The organism is Leclercia sp. LTM14, from assembly GCF_023736175.1.
GTDB classification, from domain to species: domain Bacteria; phylum Pseudomonadota; class Gammaproteobacteria; order Enterobacterales; family Enterobacteriaceae; genus Enterobacter; species Enterobacter barmai.
In genome coordinates, this window is sequence record NZ_JAIKTT010000002.1 from 190275 (window position 1) to 211028 (window position 20754).

Consider the following 20754-nt stretch of genomic DNA (forward strand, 5'->3'; position numbering starts at 1 on the left):
GCTCATAGGAAATATGCATAACCCCTTCGTCTGCTAACCCCTTGTCTATAATCCAGTTACCGGGGAATGCGCCCCCGGTCACAACCTGGTGAAATTTCTCAGGCCTGCCGGGTGCGCCGCAATGGCGCGGTCTACGTTTAATTAAGGAGATATTCTACCGGCACGGCTGCCGTCTGATTTCATTACGACAGGAGTATTACGTATGAGCAAAAAATTTGCCCGTAGCAGCCTGTGTGCGCTCGGCATGACTATTTTGACTGCGCAGGCGGCAGAGCCTCCAAAAGAGATCGGCAAGGGTGAAGGGCGGCTGGATATCATTGCCTGGCCGGGCTATATCGAACGGGGTGAAACCGATAAAAACTACGACTGGGTCACCCAGTTTGAAAAAGAGACCGGCTGTAAAGTTAACGTTAAAACCGCTGCCACCTCGGATGAGATGGTCAGCCTGATGGCGAAGGGCGGTTATGACCTGGTCACCGCTTCCGGCGACGCCTCCCTGCGCCTGATCATGGGCAAACGCGTGCAGCCGATCAATCCCGATTTAATCCCCAACTGGAAAACCATCGACCCGCGCATCGTCAAAGGCGAGTGGTTTAACGTCGACGGCAAAGCGTACGGCACACCCTACCAGTGGGGCCCAAACCTGCTGATGTACAACACCAAAACCTTCCCGACGCCGCCTGACAGCTGGGCTGTGGTGTTTAAAGAGCAAAACCTGCCGGATGGCAAAACCAACAAAGGGCGCGTCCAGGCCTACGATGGCCCGATTTACGTGGCCGATGCGGCGCTGTACGTCAAAGCCACCCAGCCGGATCTGGGCATCACCGACCCCTACCAGCTGACGGAGAAACAGTACGCGGCGGTGGTGAAGGTGCTCAAAGATCAGCATGCGCTTATCCACCGCTACTGGCACGACACCACCGTCCAGATGAGTGATTTCAAAAACGAAGGGGTGGTGGCCTCCAGCGCCTGGCCGTATCAGGCCAACGCCCTGAAAGGTGAGAATCAGCCGATTGGCACCGTCTTCCCGAAAGAGGGCGTTACGGGCTGGGCGGATACCACCATGCTGCACGCCGACGCCAAACACCCGATGTGCGCCTATAAGTGGATGAACTGGTCCCTGACGCCGAAAGTGCAGGGCGATCTGGCGGGGTGGTTCGGCTCGCTGCCGGTGGTGGCGGAAGGCTGTAAAGCCAGCACCCTGCTCGGCGACAAGGGCTGCGAAACCAACGGCTATAACTATTTCGACAAAATCATGTTCTGGAAAACGCCGACCGCCAACGGCGGGAAATTCGTTCCGTACAGCCGCTGGGTTCAGGACTACATCGCCATTATGGGCGGTCGTTAAGCGCCAGGGAGCGGATTATGACGTACGCAGTCGAGTTTAACGAAGTCTCACGCCTGTATGGCGACGTGCGTGCGGTGGATGGGGTGACGATCCGGATACGTGACGGCGAGTTTTTCTCCATGCTGGGGCCTTCGGGCTCCGGCAAAACCACCTGCCTGCGCCTGATTGCCGGTTTCGAACAGCTGAGCGGCGGCACGATTTCCATTTTCGGTAAAGACGCCAGCCTGCTTCCGCCCTGGGAGCGCGACGTCAACACCGTCTTTCAGGACTATGCGCTCTTTCCCCACATGTCGATCCTTGAGAACGTGGCCTACGGGCTGATGGTTAAAGGGATCAACAAATCCACCCGCCAGGCCCAGGCGCGGGAAGCGCTGGAGAAGGTCGGGCTCAGCTTTGCCGAAGCGCGCAAGCCCTCGCAGCTCTCCGGTGGCCAGCGCCAGCGGGTGGCGATTGCCCGGGCGCTGGTCAATCAGCCCCGGGTTTTGCTGCTGGATGAACCTCTCGGCGCGCTGGATCTTAAGCTGCGCGAGCAGATGCAGTTTGAGCTGAAAAAGCTGCAGCAGGAGCTGGGGATCACCTTTATTTTCGTCACCCACGATCAGGGCGAAGCGCTGTCGATGTCTGACCGGGTGGCGGTGTTTAACAACGGGCGTATTGAGCAGGTGGATACCCCGCGCGAGCTCTATCTGCGCCCGCGCACGCCCTTTGTCGCCAGCTTCGTCGGCACCTCGAACGTCTTTACCGACGCGACGGCACGGCGCGTCTGCGGTATGTCCGGCAGCTACTCCCTGCGCCCGGAGCATATCCGTCTGGACGGGCAGGGTGAAATTCAGGTACAGGGCCAGGTGCAGGCGGTTCAGTTCCAGGGAGCGGCCACCCGCTACGAGCTGCGTCTTGCCGAAGGGGAGAAACTGCTGGTAAGCCAGGCCAACCTGAGCGGTTTGACCCAGGTTTCGGGGGTTGAGCCCGGCCAGCTGGTCACCGCCTCGTGGGCGCGCGACGCCATGGTGCCGCTGAATGAGGAGGGGTGAGATGGACATGAGCGTGTCACCTCCACCGGCCTCCCACGGCCTGCCGGGGCGTCTGTCGGCGCTGTTCTGGCGCAGGCCGTCGCTGGGTCTGTTTTTACTCCTGCTCGGGCCGCTGATGTGGTTCGGCATCGTCTATCTCGGGTCGCTGTTTGCCCTGCTGTGGCAGGGGTTCTACACCTTTGATGACTTCACCATGGCGGTGACGCCAGATCTGACCTTCGCCAACATCCGCGCGCTGTTCAATCCCGCCAACTACGACATCATCCTGCGAACCCTGACGATGGCGATTGCCGTCACCATCGGCAGCGCCATTCTGGCCTTTCCGATGGCCTGGTATATGGCGCGCTACACCAGCGGGAAGTGGAAAGCGTTCTTCTATATCGCGGTGATGCTGCCGATGTGGGCCAGCTATATCGTCAAGGCCTACGCCTGGACGCTGCTGCTGGCGAAAGACGGCGTAGCGCAGTGGTTCCTCAGCCATATGGGGCTGGAGCCGCTGCTGACCTCGCTGCTGACGGTGCCGGGCGTGGGTGGCAGTACGCTCTCCACCTCCGGGCTGGGGCGCTTCCTGGTGTTCGTCTATATCTGGCTGCCGTTTATGATCCTGCCGGTGCAGGCGGCGCTGGAGCGTCTGCCGCCGTCGCTGCTGCAGGCCTCGGCTGACCTGGGTGCCCGCCCACGGCAGACCTTCCGCTACGTCGTCCTGCCGCTGGCGATCCCGGGCATCGCCGCCGGGTCGATTTTTACCTTCTCCCTGACGCTGGGCGACTTTATCGTACCGCAGCTGGTGGGTCCGCCGGGCTACTTTATCGGCCAGATGGTCTACTCCCAGCAGGGGGCGATTGGCAATATGCCAATGGCGGCGGCCTTTACATTAGTGCCGATTGTGCTCATTACTGTTTATCTGGCGTTCGTGAAGCGCCTGGGAGCCTTTGATGCACTCTGAACGCGCGCCTCTGTTTCTGAAAATAGCCACCTGGGGCGGGGTGATCTTCCTGCACTTCCCGCTGCTGATTATTGCCATCTATGCTTTTAATACCGAGGATGCGGCGTTCAGTTTCCCGCCCCAGGGGCTGACCCTGAAGTGGTTCAGCGCCGCAGCAGGGCGCAGTGACATCATCGAATCGGTGACGTTGTCACTCAAGATCGCCGCGCTCTCTACCGCCATTGCGCTGGTGCTGGGCACCCTGGCGGCCGCGGCGTTATGGCGTCGGGATTTCTTCGGCAAAAACGCCGTGTCGCTGATGCTGATCCTGCCCATCGCTCTGCCGGGGATCATCACCGGTCTGGCGCTGCTGACGGCCTTCAAAGCCATCAACCTGGAGCCCGGTTTCTTTACCATCATTCTCGGTCACGCCACGTTTTGCGTGGTGGTGGTGTTCAATAATGTGATTGCCCGTTTCCGGCGCACATCCTGGAGCCTGGTTGAAGCCTCTATGGATCTGGGCGCGAACGGCTGGCAAACCTTCCGCTACGTGGTTCTGCCCAATCTCGGGTCTGCGCTGCTGGCGGGGGGAATGCTGGCGTTTGCCCTGTCGTTCGATGAGATCATCGTGACGACCTTTACCGCCGGACACGAGCGGACGTTACCGCTGTGGCTGCTAAATCAGCTCGGACGCCCGCGTGATGTCCCGATAACTAACGTGGTGGCACTGCTGGTGATGCTGGTGACCGCCATTCCAATTCTGGGGGCCTGGTGGCTAACCCGCGACGGCGAAAACCTAGCCGGAAGCGGCAAATAACATTGATTTCAACAGGAAAATGCTATGCAAACTCAACTGCTGATAAATGGTGAACTGGTCAACGGCGAAGGGGAAAAGCAGCCGGTCTATAACCCTGCCACCGGCGAGGTGCTGCTGGAGATCGCCGAAGCCTCGGCGGCTCAGGTGGATGCCGCCGTGCAGGCCGCCGACCGGGCGTTCGCCAGCTGGGGACGTACCACGCCGAAAAGCCGCGCCGAATGCCTCCTGAAACTGGCGGACACCATTGAAGACAATGCCGACGCCTTAGCGGGGCTGGAGTCGCAAAACTGCGGCAAGCCGCTGCACTGCGTTAAAGGCGATGAGATCCCGGCCATTGCCGATGTGTTCCGCTTCTTTGCCGGGGCGGCGCGCACCCTCCACGGCTCGGCGGCGGGAGAATATCTTGAGGGCCATACCTCAATGATCCGCCGCGATCCGGTGGGGGTGGTGGCGTCAATCGCACCCTGGAACTATCCCCTGATGATGGCGGCGTGGAAGCTGGCCCCCGCGCTGGCCGCCGGTAACTGCGTAGTGCTCAAACCGTCCGAGATTACGCCGCTCACGGCGCTCAAACTGGCGGAGCTGGCAAAAGATATCTTCCCGGCCGGGGTCCTCAACGTCCTGTTCGGCCGGGGTAAAACCGTTGGCGACCCGCTCACCGGGCACGACAAGGTGCGAATGGTGTCGCTCACCGGTTCAATCGCTACCGGGGAGCACATCATCGGCCATACCGCCTCGACGATTAAGCGCACCCATATGGAGCTGGGCGGCAAAGCGCCGGTGATTGTCTTTGACGATGCCGATCTCGACGCCGTAGTGGAGGGCGTTCGCACCTTCGGATTCTACAACGCCGGGCAGGACTGCACCGCCGCCTGCCGCATTTACGCCCAAAAAGGGATCTACAACGCGCTGGTTGAAAAGCTGGGGGCCGCGGTCTCGAGCCTGAAAATCGGCGCGCCAGATGACGAAAGCACCGAACTGGGCCCGCTAAGCTCTCAGGCGCACCTGGATCGGGTGTGCAAAGCGGTGGATGAGGCAAAGGCGCTGGGGCATGTGCAGGTGATCACCGGCGGCAGCAAGCACGACGGCAAAGGCTACTGGTTCCAGCCTACCGTGCTGGCGGGGGCGAAGCAGGAGGATGCCATCGTCCAGCGGGAAGTCTTTGGCCCGGTGGTGAGCGTAACGGCGTTCGACGATGAAGAGCAGGTCCTCAACTGGGCCAACGATTCACAGTACGGGCTGGCCTCTTCGGTATGGACCCAGGACGTTGGCCGCGCGCACCGCGTCAGCGCCCATCTGCAGTATGGCTGCACCTGGGTCAACACCCACTTTATGCTGGTGAGTGAAATGCCTCACGGCGGGATGAAAATGTCTGGCTATGGCAAGGATATGTCGGTGTATGGCCTGGAGGATTACACCGTGGTTCGCCATATCATGATCAAACACTGATCCTGCGTTTCCGCCGGTTGCGGCATTAGCACCCGGCGGAACAAAATATATTTTATTTAATACATTGGCTTGGTTAAAATATTAAAGCGACCTCCTACAAGGCTGGAAAATATATCGTTTGGTTTTATTAAATATTTCCTAAATAAAATTTTGAGCGGGCCGATAGAGTAGTCAGACCAGACAAACGGCCCTGTTCATCATGCTTGCAATTAATCATAACGAGATTGCCGGGCTCTCGCTTAAGTCCCGGAAAGCTAACACCACGTTGCTTTCTCAATCCATTGAGCGGCTCTCCTCAGGACTTCGTATTAACAGCGCAAAGGATGACGCGGCCGGGCAGGCAATTGCCAACCGGATGTTCTCAAATATCAATGCCGATAGCGTTATCACCCGGGGGCTCGACGACGCCATAAGCCTGGCGCAGACGGCGGAAGGGAGCCTCAGCGATATCGGAAATATGCTGATCAAAGCCAAAGGTCTCGCTATCCAGGCGGCGAACGGCACCTTATCGCAGTCGGATCGGGACAGTATTAACCAGGAGTATCAGCAGATCCTGGCAACCATTACCCAGGTCTCTGAACAAACTGAGATTTTTGGCCAATATCCGCTGGCGACTGACAAGCCGGTATTACCGCCGCAATTAATTGGCGATGTTGCGCCGCTGAATACCAAATTCCCGGTGGCGGGTACCGATTATTCCTTCAGCTCGGGAATTATTCCACTGGCCTATATTCCCGCCGGATCGACAAATATCACCATCACTATTGATTCACTGGGCCTGGATGACGATCTGCAGATATTTACCCGCGACGGGAAACATCTCGCCGGCACGCCGTTAAACGGCCCGGATGCGGATTACACCTGGGTCAGCCGGGGAATCACCGACGGGGCAAAAGCCACCGCATCGGTGCTGACCGCCAAAAACGGTTTCAGCAGCGGGGCGGTCTACGATGACTCTCAGTTGATCGACGGCGGCCCAAGCTGGAGCCTGAGCGGCGAAGCGCTGAGCTATAACGGCATGACCATTACCTACAGCGGGGATGGCGACCGTTATGAGGACGTCGCGAGCGGTGCCTGGAACGATGGTGCCAACGGTTCTAACCGCATCGAACGCGTCACGCTGGATACGGTGACGGAAGATCTGCTGGTGATGGTGGTGGGGAGCGGCTCTTTCACGAGCAACATTACCTGGGGAACGCTGCCAGCGCCCACTATTACGCCTGCGGTTCCGCCGAAGCAGAGTCGGCCGATAGAGGTCGTCACCAGCGCTAACTTCGGGGAGGAGATGCAGACCACCACCATTGAGCCGACCCCGACGGATCTGAAGACGCTGCAGCTGGAAGGTACCGACATGACCACCGAGGCGGGTGCCAGGAAAACCATGGGATTACTGGATGCCGCGCTGGATAAGGTGAGCAGCTATCGCGGGCAGTATGGCGCGATAATGAACCGGTTTGAATCGAGCAAAGCGGTGCTGTCCCAGCAGAGCGTGGCGATGCAAACCGCCCGCAGCCGCATTCAGGACGCCGATTATGCCGCCGAGGCCAGCCAGCTTGCCCGGGCGCAGATCCTGGAGCAGAGCCAGAATGCGGCCCTGAAAATAGCGAATCAGGTGCCGCAAACGGTGCTTGAACTGCTTAAGATGTAACTGGTTGCGGCGGTAAACTACCAGCCGCACACCTCATGCTCATTTTCCGTGTCGTAAGCGCGCACGGTATTCACCAGGTTTTTCACCACCTCAGCGGCGACGTCCGGGATCAACAGCTCCATCGGCGTCTCCGTCTCATGATCCACCGATACGCCGTTGCTGTTATTGGTAACGGTGACGGTATAGGTTGCTTTACCCATGATGTAACTCCTTCTCTATTTACGACTTCTCAACACGTCGGGTTCGACGAAAAAGTCGATATTGAAATACGTGTCTTCGGTCATCACCTCGATGTGATGCCAGCGTTCAGGCGGAAAGACGCCAAAATGGCCAGCTTCAATAATCAGGATGCTGTCCGGTTCAGGTGAGGTTTCGTCGGCGTAGCCGAGATAACGTACCGCGCCCTGCATGACGCTAAGACGTGGATAGACGCCCGGCCGGGTGCCGGTATCGAGATGGCGCTTAAAGATGCCCGGTGGGGCAGAGGTTTTGGTCCAGAACGGTGTGGAACGGGTATGAATACAACTTTGCGGAATACGCAGCATAACATCCTCCCTGTAAGAATTAGGGTTATTACAGCACGGATGGATGCGCAGTAGTTGCTAAAATGTGCATTTAAAATGCGCTTTTAAGTGGTACTCCTGAGGTAGGCTATACTTACTTATTCCGAGGGCCACAAAGGAGAGTCTGATGCTACAAGTCGATAAAGACAAATCCCGTAAAGTACCCGATTCGGGTAACAAAAAGCCTCAACCGGTTAAGAAATAGAGCCGGAAACCAGGGCCGCTTAGTGCGGCTCTGGTTATTGATATCCCCGAAAAACCCCGTCAAAAAGTTGTAGCGAATGCTACCCAACTGTTATTACCACGCAAAAACTGTGGATAATGTGTAACAAAAAAACTTGATCCTTATCAACATATGTCGCATATTGCGCGCGGTTATTGAACAGCAAATTGGGTCATTGAAATGACGTTGTACCAAAAGATGTTAATGTTTTACGCCGTCATGGCGACGATTAGCGCCCTGATCACCTGGTTTCTCTCCAAAGATCGTAAACGTATCCGCTTTCTGAGCGCCTTTCTGGTGGGCTCCACCTGGCCGATGAGCTTCCCGGTCGCACTGCTGATCTCGCTGTTTTGATGTTCCCGCTCAGACCCGCGCGTTCGCCTGCAATGCGCTGGCGAAAGGGCAACTGAGCGGCAGTTCCTGCGTACTGAATCCCCGTTGTAACAACCACCACCAGCGGCCCTCGCTGGCAGGTTTAAGCCCCATATCCCGAAATCCCGCATGATGTAAAACCGGCAGGTGGGTCATCAGCCCGTCATCAACCGGTATCCGAACATAGACCAGGCGATTTTCGGGGAAGCGGGCGAGGTCGTCGCAAATGGCTCCCTGCAAGGCATGAACCGTGATATCCACCCGCTCACCGGCGAGCGTCGTTTCTACGGGGACGATTGCGGGGCTGGCCTGGGGCAGCGGGGCTGAGCCAAACCCGTTTGCCAGCAACGATAACCAGCCGTTATGCGGCGCACAAAGCAGGGGAACGGGACGCGGTTTCAGCGCCCGCACGCCAAAAATCACGCTCTCGCGCTGCCCGGCGGCAAAGGGGGATGCGACGTAATCCCGCAGCAGTGCCGTGGCGTGAAATTCCAGCGTTTTTGCCAGCTGCTGGGAGTGGGGATGGCTGCATACCATTTTGATGGTCAGCGTACTGAGCCGCATCTTTTGCGCTGTGGCACACAGATGCTGCCCCAGGGCGGTGGCAATACCGCGATGGCGTATCGACGGATGGGTGACGAACATCGCCAGTTCCGCGTGCCGATCCTCTGGCTGCTGCCGCCAGAGCGTGGCATGCCCGACAATCACGCCGTTTTGTTCCGCCACGGCGCTGCGCCAGTGGCCCTGGCTGTTATGCCAGCCGATCATGCCCGGCAGATAGATATCCGGATAAACATAGCGTTCGCCATACACCAGACGAAACAGCGCGCTGACGCCCGCGGCATCATCTGGCTGAAAGCAGCGGATAGCGATCACGATGTTTCTCCGACGGTTTGATAGGCGCGAAGATCGATAACCCGCAGCAGTTTTCCGGTGCGAGGATTGCAAATGAGTTCCACCTGCTGGCACCACTGAATGCGCAGATGCAGCTGGCGGGCGGCGATCATCTCCGCCAGGGCATGATCGCCATCGACCAGCCCCTGAATCACACGTTCGGCGTGATGCTCACTGCCGGAACAGGCGATGCGCAGGGTGACATAATCACAGCTATCGTTGTGCTCCAGCAGCAGTTGCCACTGCGTCTTGCCGAGCTGCTCTGTTATCAGGGCGTCGATCTCATCCGGGAATATCGACGCATAGCCCACCCGCAGCCGATGGCCCAGGCTGCTGCGCCCCTGAAGCACAAATTTGCGCGTCGGGCTGCCGACAGGTTCACGCCACGCGGCGCGATCTCCCGTTGGATAGCGAATTAACGGCATCAGCCTGCGGGTCAGGTTGGTCACGACCAGCATCCCGCTGCGGTCCATCTCGTCGATAGGTTCGCCAGTCACTTCGTCAATAATTTCTACCCGCGTTTCGGGCTCAAACACCCGGTGCTCGCCGGAGCGGCAGTCCAGGGTGCTTGCGCCTATCAGTCCTGCATCCACGCTGGCGCAGCCGATGGAGGCGACGCGGGCGTGGGGGAAGACCTGTTTCAGCAGCTGCATCTGCTCCGCGAACAGGCTTTCGCTGCCAAACAGCAGGGTGGTGATGGCCGGAAACTGGCGCTGCTGTTCCGCCATGATGGCGGCAAAATTCAGCAGCATCGCGGGTACGCCCACCAGCACGTTGATGTCGTGCTGGACGAGTTGCCCCGCCAGGGCGTGAGGCTCCATCATCCCGCTGAACGGATATTCACACACCGGCGTTTCCATGTGCGACAGCGCGCCGTGGATGAACAGAAAGCTGGAATAGAGATCCCCGGCGAAGAACAGGTTCGCCACGCGATCCCCGGCCTTAAGCTGGGCCGACAGGCTACGGCCAAAGCTGGTGACGAACACCTGCCACTCTTCGCGGCTGTAAACGGAGAGTTTCCCTCCGCCGGTGGTGCCGCCCGTTTTAAAGACAATGCCGTTTTCAACGGTGCCCGTCAGCACCGGCCAGTTCTTTAAGCCCGCGCTCTCTTTCCAGTAGCGCTCGGGGTCGACCAGCGGCAGGTCCGTCAGCGTCCAGCCGCGATCCGGCAGATGCTGAAAATGGTGCGCGTAAAACGGCGAGCGCTGCCGGGCGAAATCGACCAGCTGCTGCAGTTGCAGACTATCTGAGTTTATCATCTGTCATATTCCTTTAAATTTCATACCATCCTGGTACAGAGCTTATCGACGTCTATCAATCACTAACGGCGTCTTACCGCTTTGTGAATGGCGCTCAAATTCCCTGTAATCGCGCCGCTCCACTTTCACTTCGAGTAACGACGACGCCAGCGCCATCGCCAGCTCCGGGTCGCTGCTGATGCGGTGGAGGGTTTCCAGCCGATCGCCCTCGGTCAGCACCCTGATACGCTCCAGCCCGCTCACGGCGTTATGCTCAAGGATCAGCTGCACCTGCACGCCCGCCAGTGCCGCCAGCGCCTGAGGCTGGATAAACATCGTGCCGATACGCACCATGCTGCCGTGACGGCCCAGCAGTTCGAAACGCGGCGTGACCGCGCCGCAGGCGCACTCGCCCTCAACCCAGCGTCCCAGATCGCCAATCTCATAGCGCACCACCTTTTGCCCCTCGCGCGCCCGGGAGGTGAACAGCAGGCGGCCCACCTCCCCGACGCCGACCGGTTTGTCGCACTCCCGATCGACGATCTCCAGCCACTGGATATCCGCCATCAAATGGAATACACCGTCAGGGCTGGCCGTACAGGCATGCCCCAGCGGCCCGGCATCCACCGAGCCGTACAGCGCGGAGCGGATCGTCCCGACGCCAAAACCCTCGATAAACTTGCGCTGGACGGCACCCATATGTTCACCCCCGAGCAGCAGCTTGCGGACCCCGCCGTAGGCGCGCAGCTGTTTTTCTTCCCGGCAGAAAAGCTGGTACAGAGTGCTTGGCATGCCGATCAGCGTATCAACCTGCTGGTCCACAATGGTCCGGGCAATCCCGGCGTAATCCTCATCGTGCGGCCCGCCCATTGGCAGATGCGTCACCCCCAGATTGTCTAGCACGGTAAAGAAGCTGAGCAGGCCGCCATACAGATTTCCGGCATACATCAGGTTGAGTACCTTGTCGTGGGCGGGATCGAGCCCGGCGGCAAACATGCCGTGGGCGGCAGCCTGCATCTGGCGGTGATAATCGCGATAGGTAAAGCCCGAGAGCTTCGGCACGCCGCTGCTGCCGCCGCTGCGGAACCAGAGCTGGGCGCTGGCCTGCATGGCTCTTTCATTGAAGGCCGATTTATCCATAATCGGCTGATTCGCGGGCAGCTGCGGCGCACCAGGATTCAGATCCAGCGTTGCCTGGCGCGGCAGGGTCGCCTCATCCAGCGTGACGCTGACTCTGCGCGTCAGTTGGGTAAGGGCAAATACGCCGTCGTGCGGCTCGCCGTCATAACTTTGATGCATTCCGCCCACCGGGGTTACGCGGTTTACGCCCGCCGCCAGTAAAAGCTGACTCAGCGTCACAATATCCCTGTCGCGAGCCAGCAGGCCGCAGGTTTGCAGGTAGTGCCGCCAGGGGAGAAGGGTCTGAACCAGCTCGTGGCGGGGAAGCGGGCGCAGCAGTACGGTGCGATAGCGCGGTGAGGGCTCGAGTGCAACGCTGTTTTGCAGCAGAATTCGCCAGCCGTCACCGGTCCACTGCTGGCTTTGGGTGCCGGTAAAAACGCTATCCAGTTCAAGAAACGCCGCCATGCTGGTGATATCGGCCGCCGATTTCTCGTCCGGCGTCAGCGTGCCCCAGTGGGCGTGGCGACGCTGCATCGCCGTTGCCAGCCGCTCGCCGGTCTCTTTCATCGTGAGCATATTGCAGGTATCCACAAAGACCATCTGTGGACTGGAACAGGCCTGCTGGTTAAACCGGCAGATCTCGTCGGCGTGCGCACCCAGCGCAGTGTCGGTGATGGCATCCGGCACCAGCCAGGCGAAGCTGATTTTGTGTCCCCAGGGGATCCAGCGGCAGCCGCCAGGCAGCTGTTGACGGATGGCATCCAGCGCCGCATCACCGCCCCATGCGGAGACGCCGTCGGCGTGCTTCAGCAGCAGCGGCAGCGCTTTCGTGGCAACGGGAAGAATGGCCACCCTGTTGGTCAGCATCCCGGTCTCATCGCAGCGTATAAACGCCTGGAGCAGGATGCGGGTTATTCCGTTATCTCTGGCGCTGGTACGCAGCCAGTTGATATTGCCCGCCAGCAGGCTCTCCAGGGTCGCCATAAACGGCAGCAGCTCGGCATTCGCCGGGGTGATATGCACCACCACGCCCAGCGGACGCCAGCTCTCAAAGTGAGGTTTGCGGAAATCCCGGCGACGCAGCGAGAAAGGGCTTTCCCCAAGCTCATGCTCCAGTTTGTTGCGTAGTGTCTCAGGCTGGCAGAACTGGCGCACGTCCTCCCGGACAGTCCCTGCGATCTCCGGCAGAAACGCGGGGTCGGCTAAGCGCGCCACAAAGCGTTCGGCGCAGGCCAGCAGGATCTCCGGCGGCAGCGGCTTGCTGAGGGTGGTTGGCACGCTTTTATTCAGCAGAGCCAGCGCCTGCTCTGGGGTCATCTGTGGATGACACTCTCCATGGATCAGATACATATTATTTCTCCCGAATCAGTTCAGATGCCGCCAGCGCACAGCTGCGGGCCTTGCTGTTGCTGGCGCGTCCCAGCAGTTCAAACCAGTCTGTCTGCAGACCGCAGCCGCAGGTTTCTGCCCGGTGCAGCACCGCCAGGTCGCTCATCACCACGCTGTGCGCCGGACTGGAGGTGATATAAGGCGAGACGAACTGCAAAAAGCCGCTCTGGCCGTAGTCGTTAACGGCAAAGGTAGCGGTATCGCGGGTCCACGCCCGGGAGTAAACCGGCAGATGGAAATGGTGATGGGCGCACTCCACGTAAGGCACGCAGTGCTCAACTGAGCCGTAGCCATCCCGGCAACGACGATCGTCGATCCCCAGCTGCTCCCCCAGGCGGGAATAGAAGTGCTGTTTCGGGATCTCCTGGTCGGCGTGGGTCTTCCAGCCGCCGCCAAAAAAGGTCAGCGAGTCGGCAGGCAGTTTCAGGTCAGGCAGCCCCATCTCCCGCATCCGTTCAAGCACGAACCACATAAAGGCCGGGAAGCCGAGGATCCGCACCGGGGCATCATCTTCGGCAAAGGCCTGCAGCGCGCGGATCACGCCAAAAGGATCAAACTCATGGCCGTGCCCGGTATGGCGCAGAGCGTAAACGGCGGATTTGACCGGGGCATATTTGCAGAGAAACTGATCCGTATAGGCGGTGCCGAGGGTGATGGTCTCTGCCGGTTCATAGCTCAGCAGCAGATAGTTGCAGGGGGTATCCGGCGTGTTCCAGCCGTAATGGTCAAAGATCCTGTCCACCATAAACTGCGCGGCTCCGATGCTGCGGGAATCAAACCGCATCCGGCTTTTCTGACCGCTGGTGCCCGACGACGTCAGCTCCAGCGCCTCTTGTCCGCTGGCGCTGAGGAGAAGGTTGCGCTTGAAGTAGTTAGCGAAAACGGGCGGAAGATGCGCCCAGGAATCCAGCGTCAGGGATGCGGGATCGATGCCATGGTGGCTCAGCCAGCGGGCATAGTCGGGCGTGTTTTGCGCATGATAGGCGACAATTTCGCGCATGGCCGAATCGAACAACTCATCCGTTTCGGCACTGCGTTGGTAGGGGTGTGCAAGCGCGCATAGCGCCTCAACACTGGGGATAGTCATCATAATTAACGTCCATATTCTGTTAGTGACTTAAGCGGCAACCGGTTCATCCGTCCGGGTGAGAAGTGTTTTTATCAGCAGCAGCGCAACCAGCGCCGGAAGCGCGGTAAGAACAATAAAGTCGACCAGGCTCTCTCCGGCTCCCAGCAGGGCCAGCAGGGTGCCGCCGAGGCTGAAGATGCCGACCGAGATCATCCCCAGCATGGCAGAGACCGAACCCATACCGTGCGACGAGGAGAAGAGGGTGAGGCGGTACAGCGTGGCGTTGCAAATTCCCAGCCCGAAGGCGTAAATCCCCAGCCCCGCCGCCAGCACATAAATTGAGTCAAACAGCAGAGTGCTAATTAACGCAATAACCAGACCGGCAAACAGCGGAATGGAAGATAAAAACAGCAGTCGGGAAAGAACGTATTTATCGGCGATGAAATTGAGCGTGATATTTCCGGCGATTAACGCGCCAAATATCGGCAGCTGCCACAGGGCATATTCCAGATTGCTCATATCCAGATTTTTCACCAGCAGCAGCGGAGAAAGGGCGATCCAGGCCATCAGGGGGAGTCCGGTCAGGCCGAGCGCGGCGCACCCCGCCAGAAAACGGCGGTTACGCAGCAGTTCGCCATAGGTCCGGGCAAGGCTTTTCAGATTAAAGGGCTGACGGGCAAGGGTGCTGGCGTCCCGCCGTGTGACGCCGAGTGTTTCCGGCATCCAGCGCAGCAGCCCGAGCGTGCACAGCGCGGCGAAGGCGGCAAGCAGAATAAACAGGCTTTGCCAGGAGATCCAGGTGAGCAGCACGCTTCCCAGCAGCGGCCCCAGCAGAGGGGAAAGCAGGGCGATGTTGGCGATGATCGCGATCAGGCGTATTGCGTCCGCCTCGTTAAAACTCTCCTGCAATGCCGGGTAGCTGACCACCACCACAAACCCCAGCCCCATACCCTGAATAAAGCGCAGCGCCGTGAACTGCTCGATGGTGACGGTAAAGGGCGTTATCACGCAGGCGATGGCAAACAGGGCGGAACCTGCCAGCAATAGCGGGCGTCGGCCATGGCAGTCTGACAGCGGCCCCAGCAGCCACTGGAACGCCACGCCGCCAAGCAGATAGGCATTCAGCGACCAGGGCACGTAGTGCGGCTCAGCCTGGAAATCGGCGACCACCGCCAGCATGCCGGGCATAATGGCATCGCTGGCGATATAGGTCAGAAGTTCAAAGAAGGCGAGTAATAAGCAAAACAGCAACGCCTGACGGCGTGAAATATAGAGCAGGGAATTAAACATAATGGCCTGAGAGGTATTTAATTAGCCTGTGTTTTTAACACCGTATGAAGAAAAATGTCTCTCAAGTTTTATTGAAATTACGCGTTGGTTTATTTCATATTATTTTGCTGAATTAATATATTTTCGAACATCAGTGATATTTATATTCGCCGGTAGCGGTGCAAGCACCTTATCAGGCCTACAATCTGCATTGACTGTAGGCCTGATAAGCGTAGCGCCATCAGGCGTCGGTTTCAGGCGAGCAAGCCCTGCAACTGGCGACGGTCTTCCTGCGTCAGGTCATGGGGATGCTGATACCCGATGTTATCAATCGCCTGGGTGTACAGCGCCACCAGCCAGTCGTAAACATAGGCCGTGGCGGCATGCACCGGCTGCTCCCCGAGGCGGGTTAAGCGTGGCGCGCTGCTGATGACCGCTGGCGTCACAAACACCGGCTGACCCTTGCGGATGCGGCTGGCCGGGCGTTCAGAGGCCGGGGTCTGCGCGTAGCCGACCCAGCCGACAAAGTTACCCAAGGCGGCATGCAGTTGCGCGGCGCTGCTTTTATCGGTATCGACAATTTTCTTCAGCTGCGCGAGCAGGTTCAGGCGGTAGCTGGCGATCACCAGTACATCACCGATCTGCTGGAGGATCGCGGTCTCAAGACCCAGACGGCTGGCGACCGCCTCGTCACGGCTCCACTGCCGCAGGTGATTGATCCACACCTGATGCGCCAGACGGGCCTTGTCGGTGGGCTGTAACATCTCATCGCTCTCATGGGCGCTGTCGGCAAACAGGTCGATGGCGTCGGTAAACAGACCGTTGACCTGCTCCTCGCGCGGCTGCTGCACGGCGAGCAGCGTCTCAAAGGCGCGCAGCGGCGGGAGTAGCCCCTCCAGAAGCTCGCCGTGACGGGCGGCGCTCCCTTGCAGGGTACGCACCATCGCTTCGGCGGCAAGGCGCTGAGCGGCAGGATCCTGAGTCAGCGGGGCGAGATACCCCTGCATCAGCTGGTGGAGCTGGCGCTGATGCTGCTGGCGTAACGCCTGCAAACGGGTCTTGCGCTGGGAGGACAACGTCGCCTGGGACAACCACTCGATCACCCGCTGCATGCTGCTGGTGTCGAGCGCCTGCAAGGTTCCCCAGTGCTGGCCGGGTTTACCCAGCAGCTGCTGCACGGCTTCGTCAAGATTGGTACGGCGGGTGAAACGCGCATCCTGCGGGGTAATGGCCCACACCAGGCCCGGCAGAGCGGCATCGTCGCCCGGCTGGGTGGCTTTCACCCAGTTGAGCAGCATTTTCGCGGTTCGGGCGGTCTGGCCGTGATGGGCGGTGGCATTGCAGATCACCAGCACGTCCGGCTGCAGCTGCTGGCGATAGTGCTCCAGCAGCCACTGCTGTTTGGCCTGGGCGAGAGGCAGATCCGGCTGGGCCGACGGGGCAGGAATATCAATGATATCCACCCCGGCCAGGGCGCACTGTTCAACCGGCAGGGTCAGCTCCCGGGTCAGCAGGGCCAGCACGTCCAGCGGAATGCTGATGGCGTTGAGCAGTTCGCCTTTGTGCAGCGGATGCAGCACCGCCTGCTGAACGTCCGGCAGGGCGATATCGCCGCGGGTGAGGAACCCTTCGGTCGGCAGCCCAAAGTTGTCCACCAGCAGGCTCAGCGGCGCGGCCAGCTCTTGCGCATGGCTGGTCTGGTGCAGAATATGCGCCAGCTTCAGCCACTCCTGGGTCAGCTCCTGCTGCTCGCCCCAGAGTAAAGACCAGACGCTGGCCCGGGTGCTCAGATCCAGCGACGGCAGCAGCGAGGCGAACTGGTGCCATAGGGCATCGTCCATCTGCTGAGCCGCAGCGGGAACCGTGTCGCGCCAGTAGTTGGCGATAGTCCCAACGTCAGCGGGGGTGATCCCCGGTACGCTCTGGGGCTGGCGCAGGGCGCGCCACTTCTCCAGACGCGCTTCGATAACCGATTTATCCACCGCCGGGAGCGTGGCGCGGGCCAGAAACACCTGCACCAGTTCGGCTTCGCTGAGCAGGCTCAGGCGCAGTGGAAAGGCGTCGTCTGCCACTTCTGCCGCGTTCGGAGTGAAGCGCAGCGCCATGTTGGTCAGAGCGTGGCCGGGGTTGATATGCGAAAAATAGTCAAAGGTTCGCTGGCCGACGGTCACGTTCATTCGCTGACTGTCGCTGCCGCACAGGGTGGCGAGCAGATGCGCTTTCGCCGCCTGGGAGTGGCCGTACAGGCCAATTGTGCTGCCTGCGGTCAGCGCACGTGCAATCGCGTTTTCCCGCGCGTCGGCCATCGCCAGTCGCGCCAGCAGGGCGTCGGCGTCATTATCGAGGATCGGGGCGTGCTGACGCGTTGCGTTGATCCACCCGATTAACGCCTGAGTAGTGGTCGTCGTGGCTGTCATTTCAGGTATACGCTCCCGCTGTCGATCCAGTAATGGCTACCGCTGTGTCGGCGATCGGCCAGAGTATTCAGTTTAAAGGTCAGGGCATCGGCCGGCACCGGCGTGCCGTCCTGCAGCCAGGCGTCGCTCAGCTCAAAGGCTTCCGGGCCTTCCTGTTTAGTGCCGCCGCAGAGCTTCAGACGCACGTTCAGCACCCCGTCCCCGGCGATGGATTTTGCCAGCTCGGCCGAGTTAATGCTCAGGGTGTAGAGCGGGGTGGCGGGCCAGCGGGCGTTCGCCAGCTGACGGAAGCCGAGGGTAACGTTGCCGCGCAGCGGGAAGTGCAACCGCGTATCCAGCTTCGCCCCCGGCTTGTCGAGGTCGATGTCCTGATACCAGACGTTCTCGTCGCGCAGGGTATTCACCGTGTTATCCAGCACGCCCAGGTAGCGCACCGTGGAGTAGGCGCCGATATCCGCCGCCTTAAAGTTAAAGCGAGGCAGGCGCAGATCCAGGGCCAGGCTACAGAGCATCGCCCCGACCGCCGCGGTAGATTTCGGGTTGCCGATGCGCCCCTGCTGGCTGAATGGATACCACTCATGCACCCGGTACTTATCCAGCCACACCATGCGGCTGACCGGAACCGGCTGCAGATGGCGGATCAGCGCCTGAACGCCCGGCAGACAGCCCGGACGCCCGGTGATCAGCAGAATATCGCAGGCGTAGTGGGAGATCGCCTCGGCCACCGCGTGCAGCGGCGCGGCCAGGGTGAAGTGCCCGGCCAGCATCGCGTCCTGCATCTCGCGGAAGTTGACGTGCAGCGGCACGGCAAACAGGTCGAACGGCGCGGAGCCCGCAGGCAGGGCATGTTCGATAGCCTGTTGCAGGTAGTTCATCACGTTGCGTGTTGGCTTGCGGGTCAGCAGATCGCCAAAGGTGGCGTGCAGCCCGTCCAGCGGATCGTCGACGTCGCTAGCTTCCCAGGCGGCGAGGATCGCATGGCCAATGGGCATAAACAGCTGCAACGCCGTCTGCTGGCGCAGCACCGCCTGGGTGTCGATGCGCCCGGAGTCGCCAAACAGCGAGGCCATCAGCAGGGAGGCATCGGCAATGCCGGATTTCTGCAACTGCGTCTGCAGGGCCGGCAGGATGTAGCGCTGAATGACGTCCAGCAGCGTGTCGTCGCCCGCGACCTTAAAGCCTTCGCGGAACAGCAGCTGCGGGGTGATCTTGACGTTGCTGCCGGAGCCGTCGTCGAGCTGGTAATGAGTGATCGCCATATCGGTGGTGCCGCCGCCGATATCAATCGAGGCCACGCGCAGGGCGCGCCCCGGCTGACAGCCTGGCTCCGGCTCACGATCCGGGCGGGCAAGGGCGGCGAAAAACGCTTCCGTCTGGCCGTTGTAGTGGGAGATGGCCTCGTTGTAGAGCCACACCAGCTGGCCGCAGCTGGCCTCGTCCCACTCCATCTGGATCTCCGGCACCGGCACTACGCTTTTTTCCTGCTGCTTACGGCTGGAGAAGTCGTCATCCTGCGGGTGCCAGCCCATCGCTTTCCAGACGATGGCGATAGCTTCGAACATGCGGCGGCGGAAGATCTCCCGCTCCTGCTTCGGCATCGCCGACGGCAGGGTGAGGATCAGGGTGCGTAGCTGACGCGGTGAGGCCGGGAAGCCCAGACGCAGACGGGTGGCAACGCTGTTGATCTGGCCCAGCGCCTGCGCCAGCAGCTCGCAGAGCATGTGGGTCATCAGGGTGCTGCGGCTGTACTGCGGGGAAAACACCGGCAGACGCTCATCCTGCGGCAGGGTGAACAGCGGCTGGCCGTCGTCGTTCATCAGGTTCATCAGCGGGAAGGCGGTCGCCAGCGGCTCGCGCTGGGTTTTGGCATTCATCTGGCTGAAGCGCCAGTCCTGCACCACCGGGGTTTCATCCCACAGATAACGGCGCGGGCTGGAGATGCCGCTGTTGCCTTCGGTGCCCAGACGCTGGGTGGCGAGCTTGCGCGCCTCGTCGCCCACGCGCACGATGGAGGGCCAGACAAAGGCGTCTTCGCGCCCGCTCTCCACCGAGAAGTGCTGCTTGCCGAAACGGGCTTCGGAGAACTCCAGGCGGCTGGTAAACAGCGGCTCATTCAGGAACTGCGGCTCGCTTAACGAGCGCACCTGCAGCTCGGCGGTCTGGCGCAGGCCGTCGTTGGCGTCACCGTGGTCTTCGATGATCACCCCGCAGGTGTGAGTGTTGCCGACATCCAGAATCAGATCCACCGGGATCGCCGGGGTGCTGAGGGTGTGGGTGACAAATTTCACTTCCGGGACGGTGAGCTGCTCGCCCAGCATCGCCAGAATGTTCAGCCAGTGCGCCTGGTACTCAAAATTGCGCATCGCCAGCTGAAGATCGCGTTCAGCGCGGTTCTCCACGCCGGTCGCGTACTGGGTGAAGGCCTCGCGCAGCCAGCCGTCAATCCAGGTCTGGTCGAGGAAGTTCGCCACTTCGTCATCGCGCCAGGCCAGCGCGAAGCGGGTGCCGTTGAGAATGTCATTTTCCACCGGCGACAGGGGGCTGGTGGCGTGGGCAGCAATCTGGCTGTCCAGCGCCAGGGTGACGCGGTGGCTATTTCCGGCGTTATCCGGGGTCTCCAGCCTGCGGACCTGCACGCGCGCCCAGTTATCCGGGCCTTCGACGAAGGTGCGCGGCGGGTTGAAGCGCAGGAAAGGTACCGGCAGCCAGACGCCATCCAGTACCGCCAGCGACTGCTGCAGCGGGATGGTGCTTTCCGGTTTAACCACTTCCGGCTGTCCGCCGTGGGTGGCGGGCAGGGTGTAGCGGCCATTAACCAGATCGTAATCCAGGCGCAGCAGGGGGCCGTTGGCGGTTTTACGCACAAAACGCCCGCTCTGGGCGGAGTCCTGCGGGGTCAGGCCGAAATCAAGAAACTGTACGCCGCTGTTGGCAATCAGCGTGACGCTCTGTTTGTAGTCGCAAAGGTTTACCAGCATAG

16 protein-coding genes are annotated in these 20754 nt (G+C 60.3%); 7 read left to right on the forward strand and 9 right to left on the reverse strand.

What is annotated here, in order from left to right:
• The first annotated feature begins 202 nt into the window (after positions 1–202).
• The 6 genes from ydcS (at position 203) to K5I40_RS05315 (ending at position 7218) form a co-directional block, all read left to right on the forward strand.
• Positions 203–1348 (forward strand): putative ABC transporter substrate-binding protein YdcS, encoded by a 1146-nt coding sequence (gene ydcS / locus K5I40_RS05290; RefSeq protein WP_223075338.1) that lies wholly within the window; start codon positions 203–205, stop codon positions 1346–1348.
• A gap of 17 nt (positions 1349–1365) precedes the next feature.
• Positions 1366–2379, forward strand: a complete 1014-nt coding sequence (locus tag K5I40_RS05295; RefSeq protein WP_223075337.1) for an ABC transporter ATP-binding protein — start codon at positions 1366–1368, stop codon at positions 2377–2379.
• Position 2380: 1 nt separating this feature from the next.
• On the forward strand, positions 2381–3325 hold the full coding sequence (locus K5I40_RS05300) for an ABC transporter permease (RefSeq protein WP_039028656.1): 945 nt from the start codon (positions 2381–2383) through the stop codon (positions 3323–3325).
• Entirely contained in the window at positions 3315–4121 is an 807-nt protein-coding gene (locus K5I40_RS05305; RefSeq protein WP_138369045.1) for an ABC transporter permease, read from the forward strand. The genes K5I40_RS05300 and K5I40_RS05305 overlap by 11 nt, the downstream gene beginning before the upstream one ends.
• 24 nt (positions 4122–4145) lie before the next feature.
• Positions 4146–5570, forward strand: a complete 1425-nt coding sequence (gene patD / locus K5I40_RS05310) for an aminobutyraldehyde dehydrogenase (protein ID WP_223075336.1) — start codon at positions 4146–4148, stop codon at positions 5568–5570.
• Positions 5571–5769: 199 nt separating this feature from the next.
• Positions 5770–7218 (forward strand): flagellin, encoded by a 1449-nt coding sequence (locus K5I40_RS05315; RefSeq protein ID WP_039028659.1) that lies wholly within the window; start codon positions 5770–5772, stop codon positions 7216–7218.
• A gap of 17 nt (positions 7219–7235) precedes the next feature.
• Here K5I40_RS05315 and K5I40_RS05320 read toward each other — a convergent pair whose 3' ends face one another.
• Entirely contained in the window at positions 7236–7418 is a 183-nt protein-coding gene (locus tag K5I40_RS05320) for a DUF1869 domain-containing protein (protein ID WP_039028660.1), read from the reverse strand.
• Positions 7419–7433: 15 nt separating this feature from the next.
• The gene (locus tag K5I40_RS05325; protein WP_223075335.1) at positions 7434–7763 is read right to left on the reverse strand and encodes a DUF1971 domain-containing protein; all 330 of its coding nucleotides are present in this window, start codon (positions 7761–7763) and stop codon (positions 7434–7436) included.
• A gap of 421 nt (positions 7764–8184) precedes the next feature.
• Here K5I40_RS05325 and K5I40_RS05330 point away from each other — a divergent pair, with 421 nt between their 5' ends.
• Complete coding sequence (locus K5I40_RS05330) at positions 8185–8358, forward strand: GhoT/OrtT family toxin (protein WP_072036615.1); 174 nt, start codon at positions 8185–8187, stop codon at positions 8356–8358.
• Positions 8359–8367: 9 nt separating this feature from the next.
• On the opposite strand, the gene K5I40_RS05335 is transcribed toward K5I40_RS05330, so the two are convergent.
• From K5I40_RS05335 to K5I40_RS05365, 7 genes are all read right to left on the reverse strand, one after another.
• Positions 8368–9252 (reverse strand): GNAT family N-acetyltransferase, encoded by an 885-nt coding sequence (locus K5I40_RS05335; RefSeq protein ID WP_223075334.1) that lies wholly within the window; start codon positions 9250–9252, stop codon positions 8368–8370.
• Positions 9249–10529, reverse strand: a complete 1281-nt coding sequence (locus K5I40_RS05340; RefSeq protein WP_223075333.1) for a phenylacetate--CoA ligase family protein — start codon at positions 10527–10529, stop codon at positions 9249–9251. The genes K5I40_RS05335 and K5I40_RS05340 overlap by 4 nt, the downstream gene beginning before the upstream one ends.
• A 42-nt stretch (positions 10530–10571) precedes the next feature.
• Positions 10572–12980: an acyl-CoA reductase gene (locus K5I40_RS05345; protein ID WP_223075332.1), complete on the reverse strand. Its 2409-nt coding sequence runs from the start codon at positions 12978–12980 to the stop codon at positions 10572–10574.
• Position 12981: 1 nt separating this feature from the next.
• Positions 12982–14109 (reverse strand): acyl-protein synthase, encoded by a 1128-nt coding sequence (locus K5I40_RS05350; RefSeq protein WP_223075331.1) that lies wholly within the window; start codon positions 14107–14109, stop codon positions 12982–12984.
• Between the two features lie 27 nt (positions 14110–14136).
• Positions 14137–15378: an MFS transporter gene (locus tag K5I40_RS05355; protein ID WP_223075330.1), complete on the reverse strand. Its 1242-nt coding sequence runs from the start codon at positions 15376–15378 to the stop codon at positions 14137–14139.
• A 233-nt stretch (positions 15379–15611) separates the two neighbouring features.
• A complete protein-coding gene (locus K5I40_RS05360) occupies positions 15612–17774 on the reverse strand; it encodes a virulence factor SrfC family protein (protein WP_223075329.1) in 2163 nt (720 codons plus the stop codon).
• Positions 17771–20752 (reverse strand): virulence factor SrfB, encoded by a 2982-nt coding sequence (locus K5I40_RS05365; protein WP_223075414.1) that lies wholly within the window; start codon positions 20750–20752, stop codon positions 17771–17773. Before K5I40_RS05365 ends, K5I40_RS05360 begins: the two co-directional genes overlap by 4 nt.
• Between the last annotated feature and the right edge of the window lie 2 nt (positions 20753–20754).

What these genes read in the sequence shown, in the direction of transcription:
- K5I40_RS05355 (WP_223075330.1), bottom strand. Translation starts at nt 15,378, where the DNA reads ATGTTTAATTCCCTGCTCTATATTTCACGCCGTCAGGCGTTGCTGTTT.
- K5I40_RS05360 (WP_223075329.1), bottom strand. Translation starts at nt 17,774, where the DNA reads ATGACAGCCACGACGACCACTACTCAGGCGTTAATCGGGTGGATCAAC.
- patD (WP_223075336.1), top strand. Translation starts at nt 4,146, where the DNA reads ATGCAAACTCAACTGCTGATAAATGGTGAACTGGTCAACGGCGAAGGG.
- K5I40_RS05330 (WP_072036615.1), top strand. Translation starts at nt 8,185, where the DNA reads ATGACGTTGTACCAAAAGATGTTAATGTTTTACGCCGTCATGGCGACG.
- K5I40_RS05365 (WP_223075414.1), bottom strand. Translation starts at nt 20,752, where the DNA reads ATGCTGGTAAACCTTTGCGACTACAAACAGAGCGTCACGCTGATTGCC.
- ydcS (WP_223075338.1), top strand. Translation starts at nt 203, where the DNA reads ATGAGCAAAAAATTTGCCCGTAGCAGCCTGTGTGCGCTCGGCATGACT.
- K5I40_RS05300 (WP_039028656.1), top strand. Translation starts at nt 2,381, where the DNA reads ATGGACATGAGCGTGTCACCTCCACCGGCCTCCCACGGCCTGCCGGGG.
- K5I40_RS05315 (WP_039028659.1), top strand. Translation starts at nt 5,770, where the DNA reads ATGCTTGCAATTAATCATAACGAGATTGCCGGGCTCTCGCTTAAGTCC.
- K5I40_RS05305 (WP_138369045.1), top strand. Translation starts at nt 3,315, where the DNA reads ATGCACTCTGAACGCGCGCCTCTGTTTCTGAAAATAGCCACCTGGGGC.
- K5I40_RS05325 (WP_223075335.1), bottom strand. Translation starts at nt 7,763, where the DNA reads ATGCTGCGTATTCCGCAAAGTTGTATTCATACCCGTTCCACACCGTTC.
- K5I40_RS05350 (WP_223075331.1), bottom strand. Translation starts at nt 14,109, where the DNA reads ATGATGACTATCCCCAGTGTTGAGGCGCTATGCGCGCTTGCACACCCC.
- K5I40_RS05340 (WP_223075333.1), bottom strand. Translation starts at nt 10,529, where the DNA reads ATGATAAACTCAGATAGTCTGCAACTGCAGCAGCTGGTCGATTTCGCC.
- K5I40_RS05345 (WP_223075332.1), bottom strand. Translation starts at nt 12,980, where the DNA reads ATGTATCTGATCCATGGAGAGTGTCATCCACAGATGACCCCAGAGCAG.
- K5I40_RS05295 (WP_223075337.1), top strand. Translation starts at nt 1,366, where the DNA reads ATGACGTACGCAGTCGAGTTTAACGAAGTCTCACGCCTGTATGGCGAC.
- K5I40_RS05320 (WP_039028660.1), bottom strand. Translation starts at nt 7,418, where the DNA reads ATGGGTAAAGCAACCTATACCGTCACCGTTACCAATAACAGCAACGGC.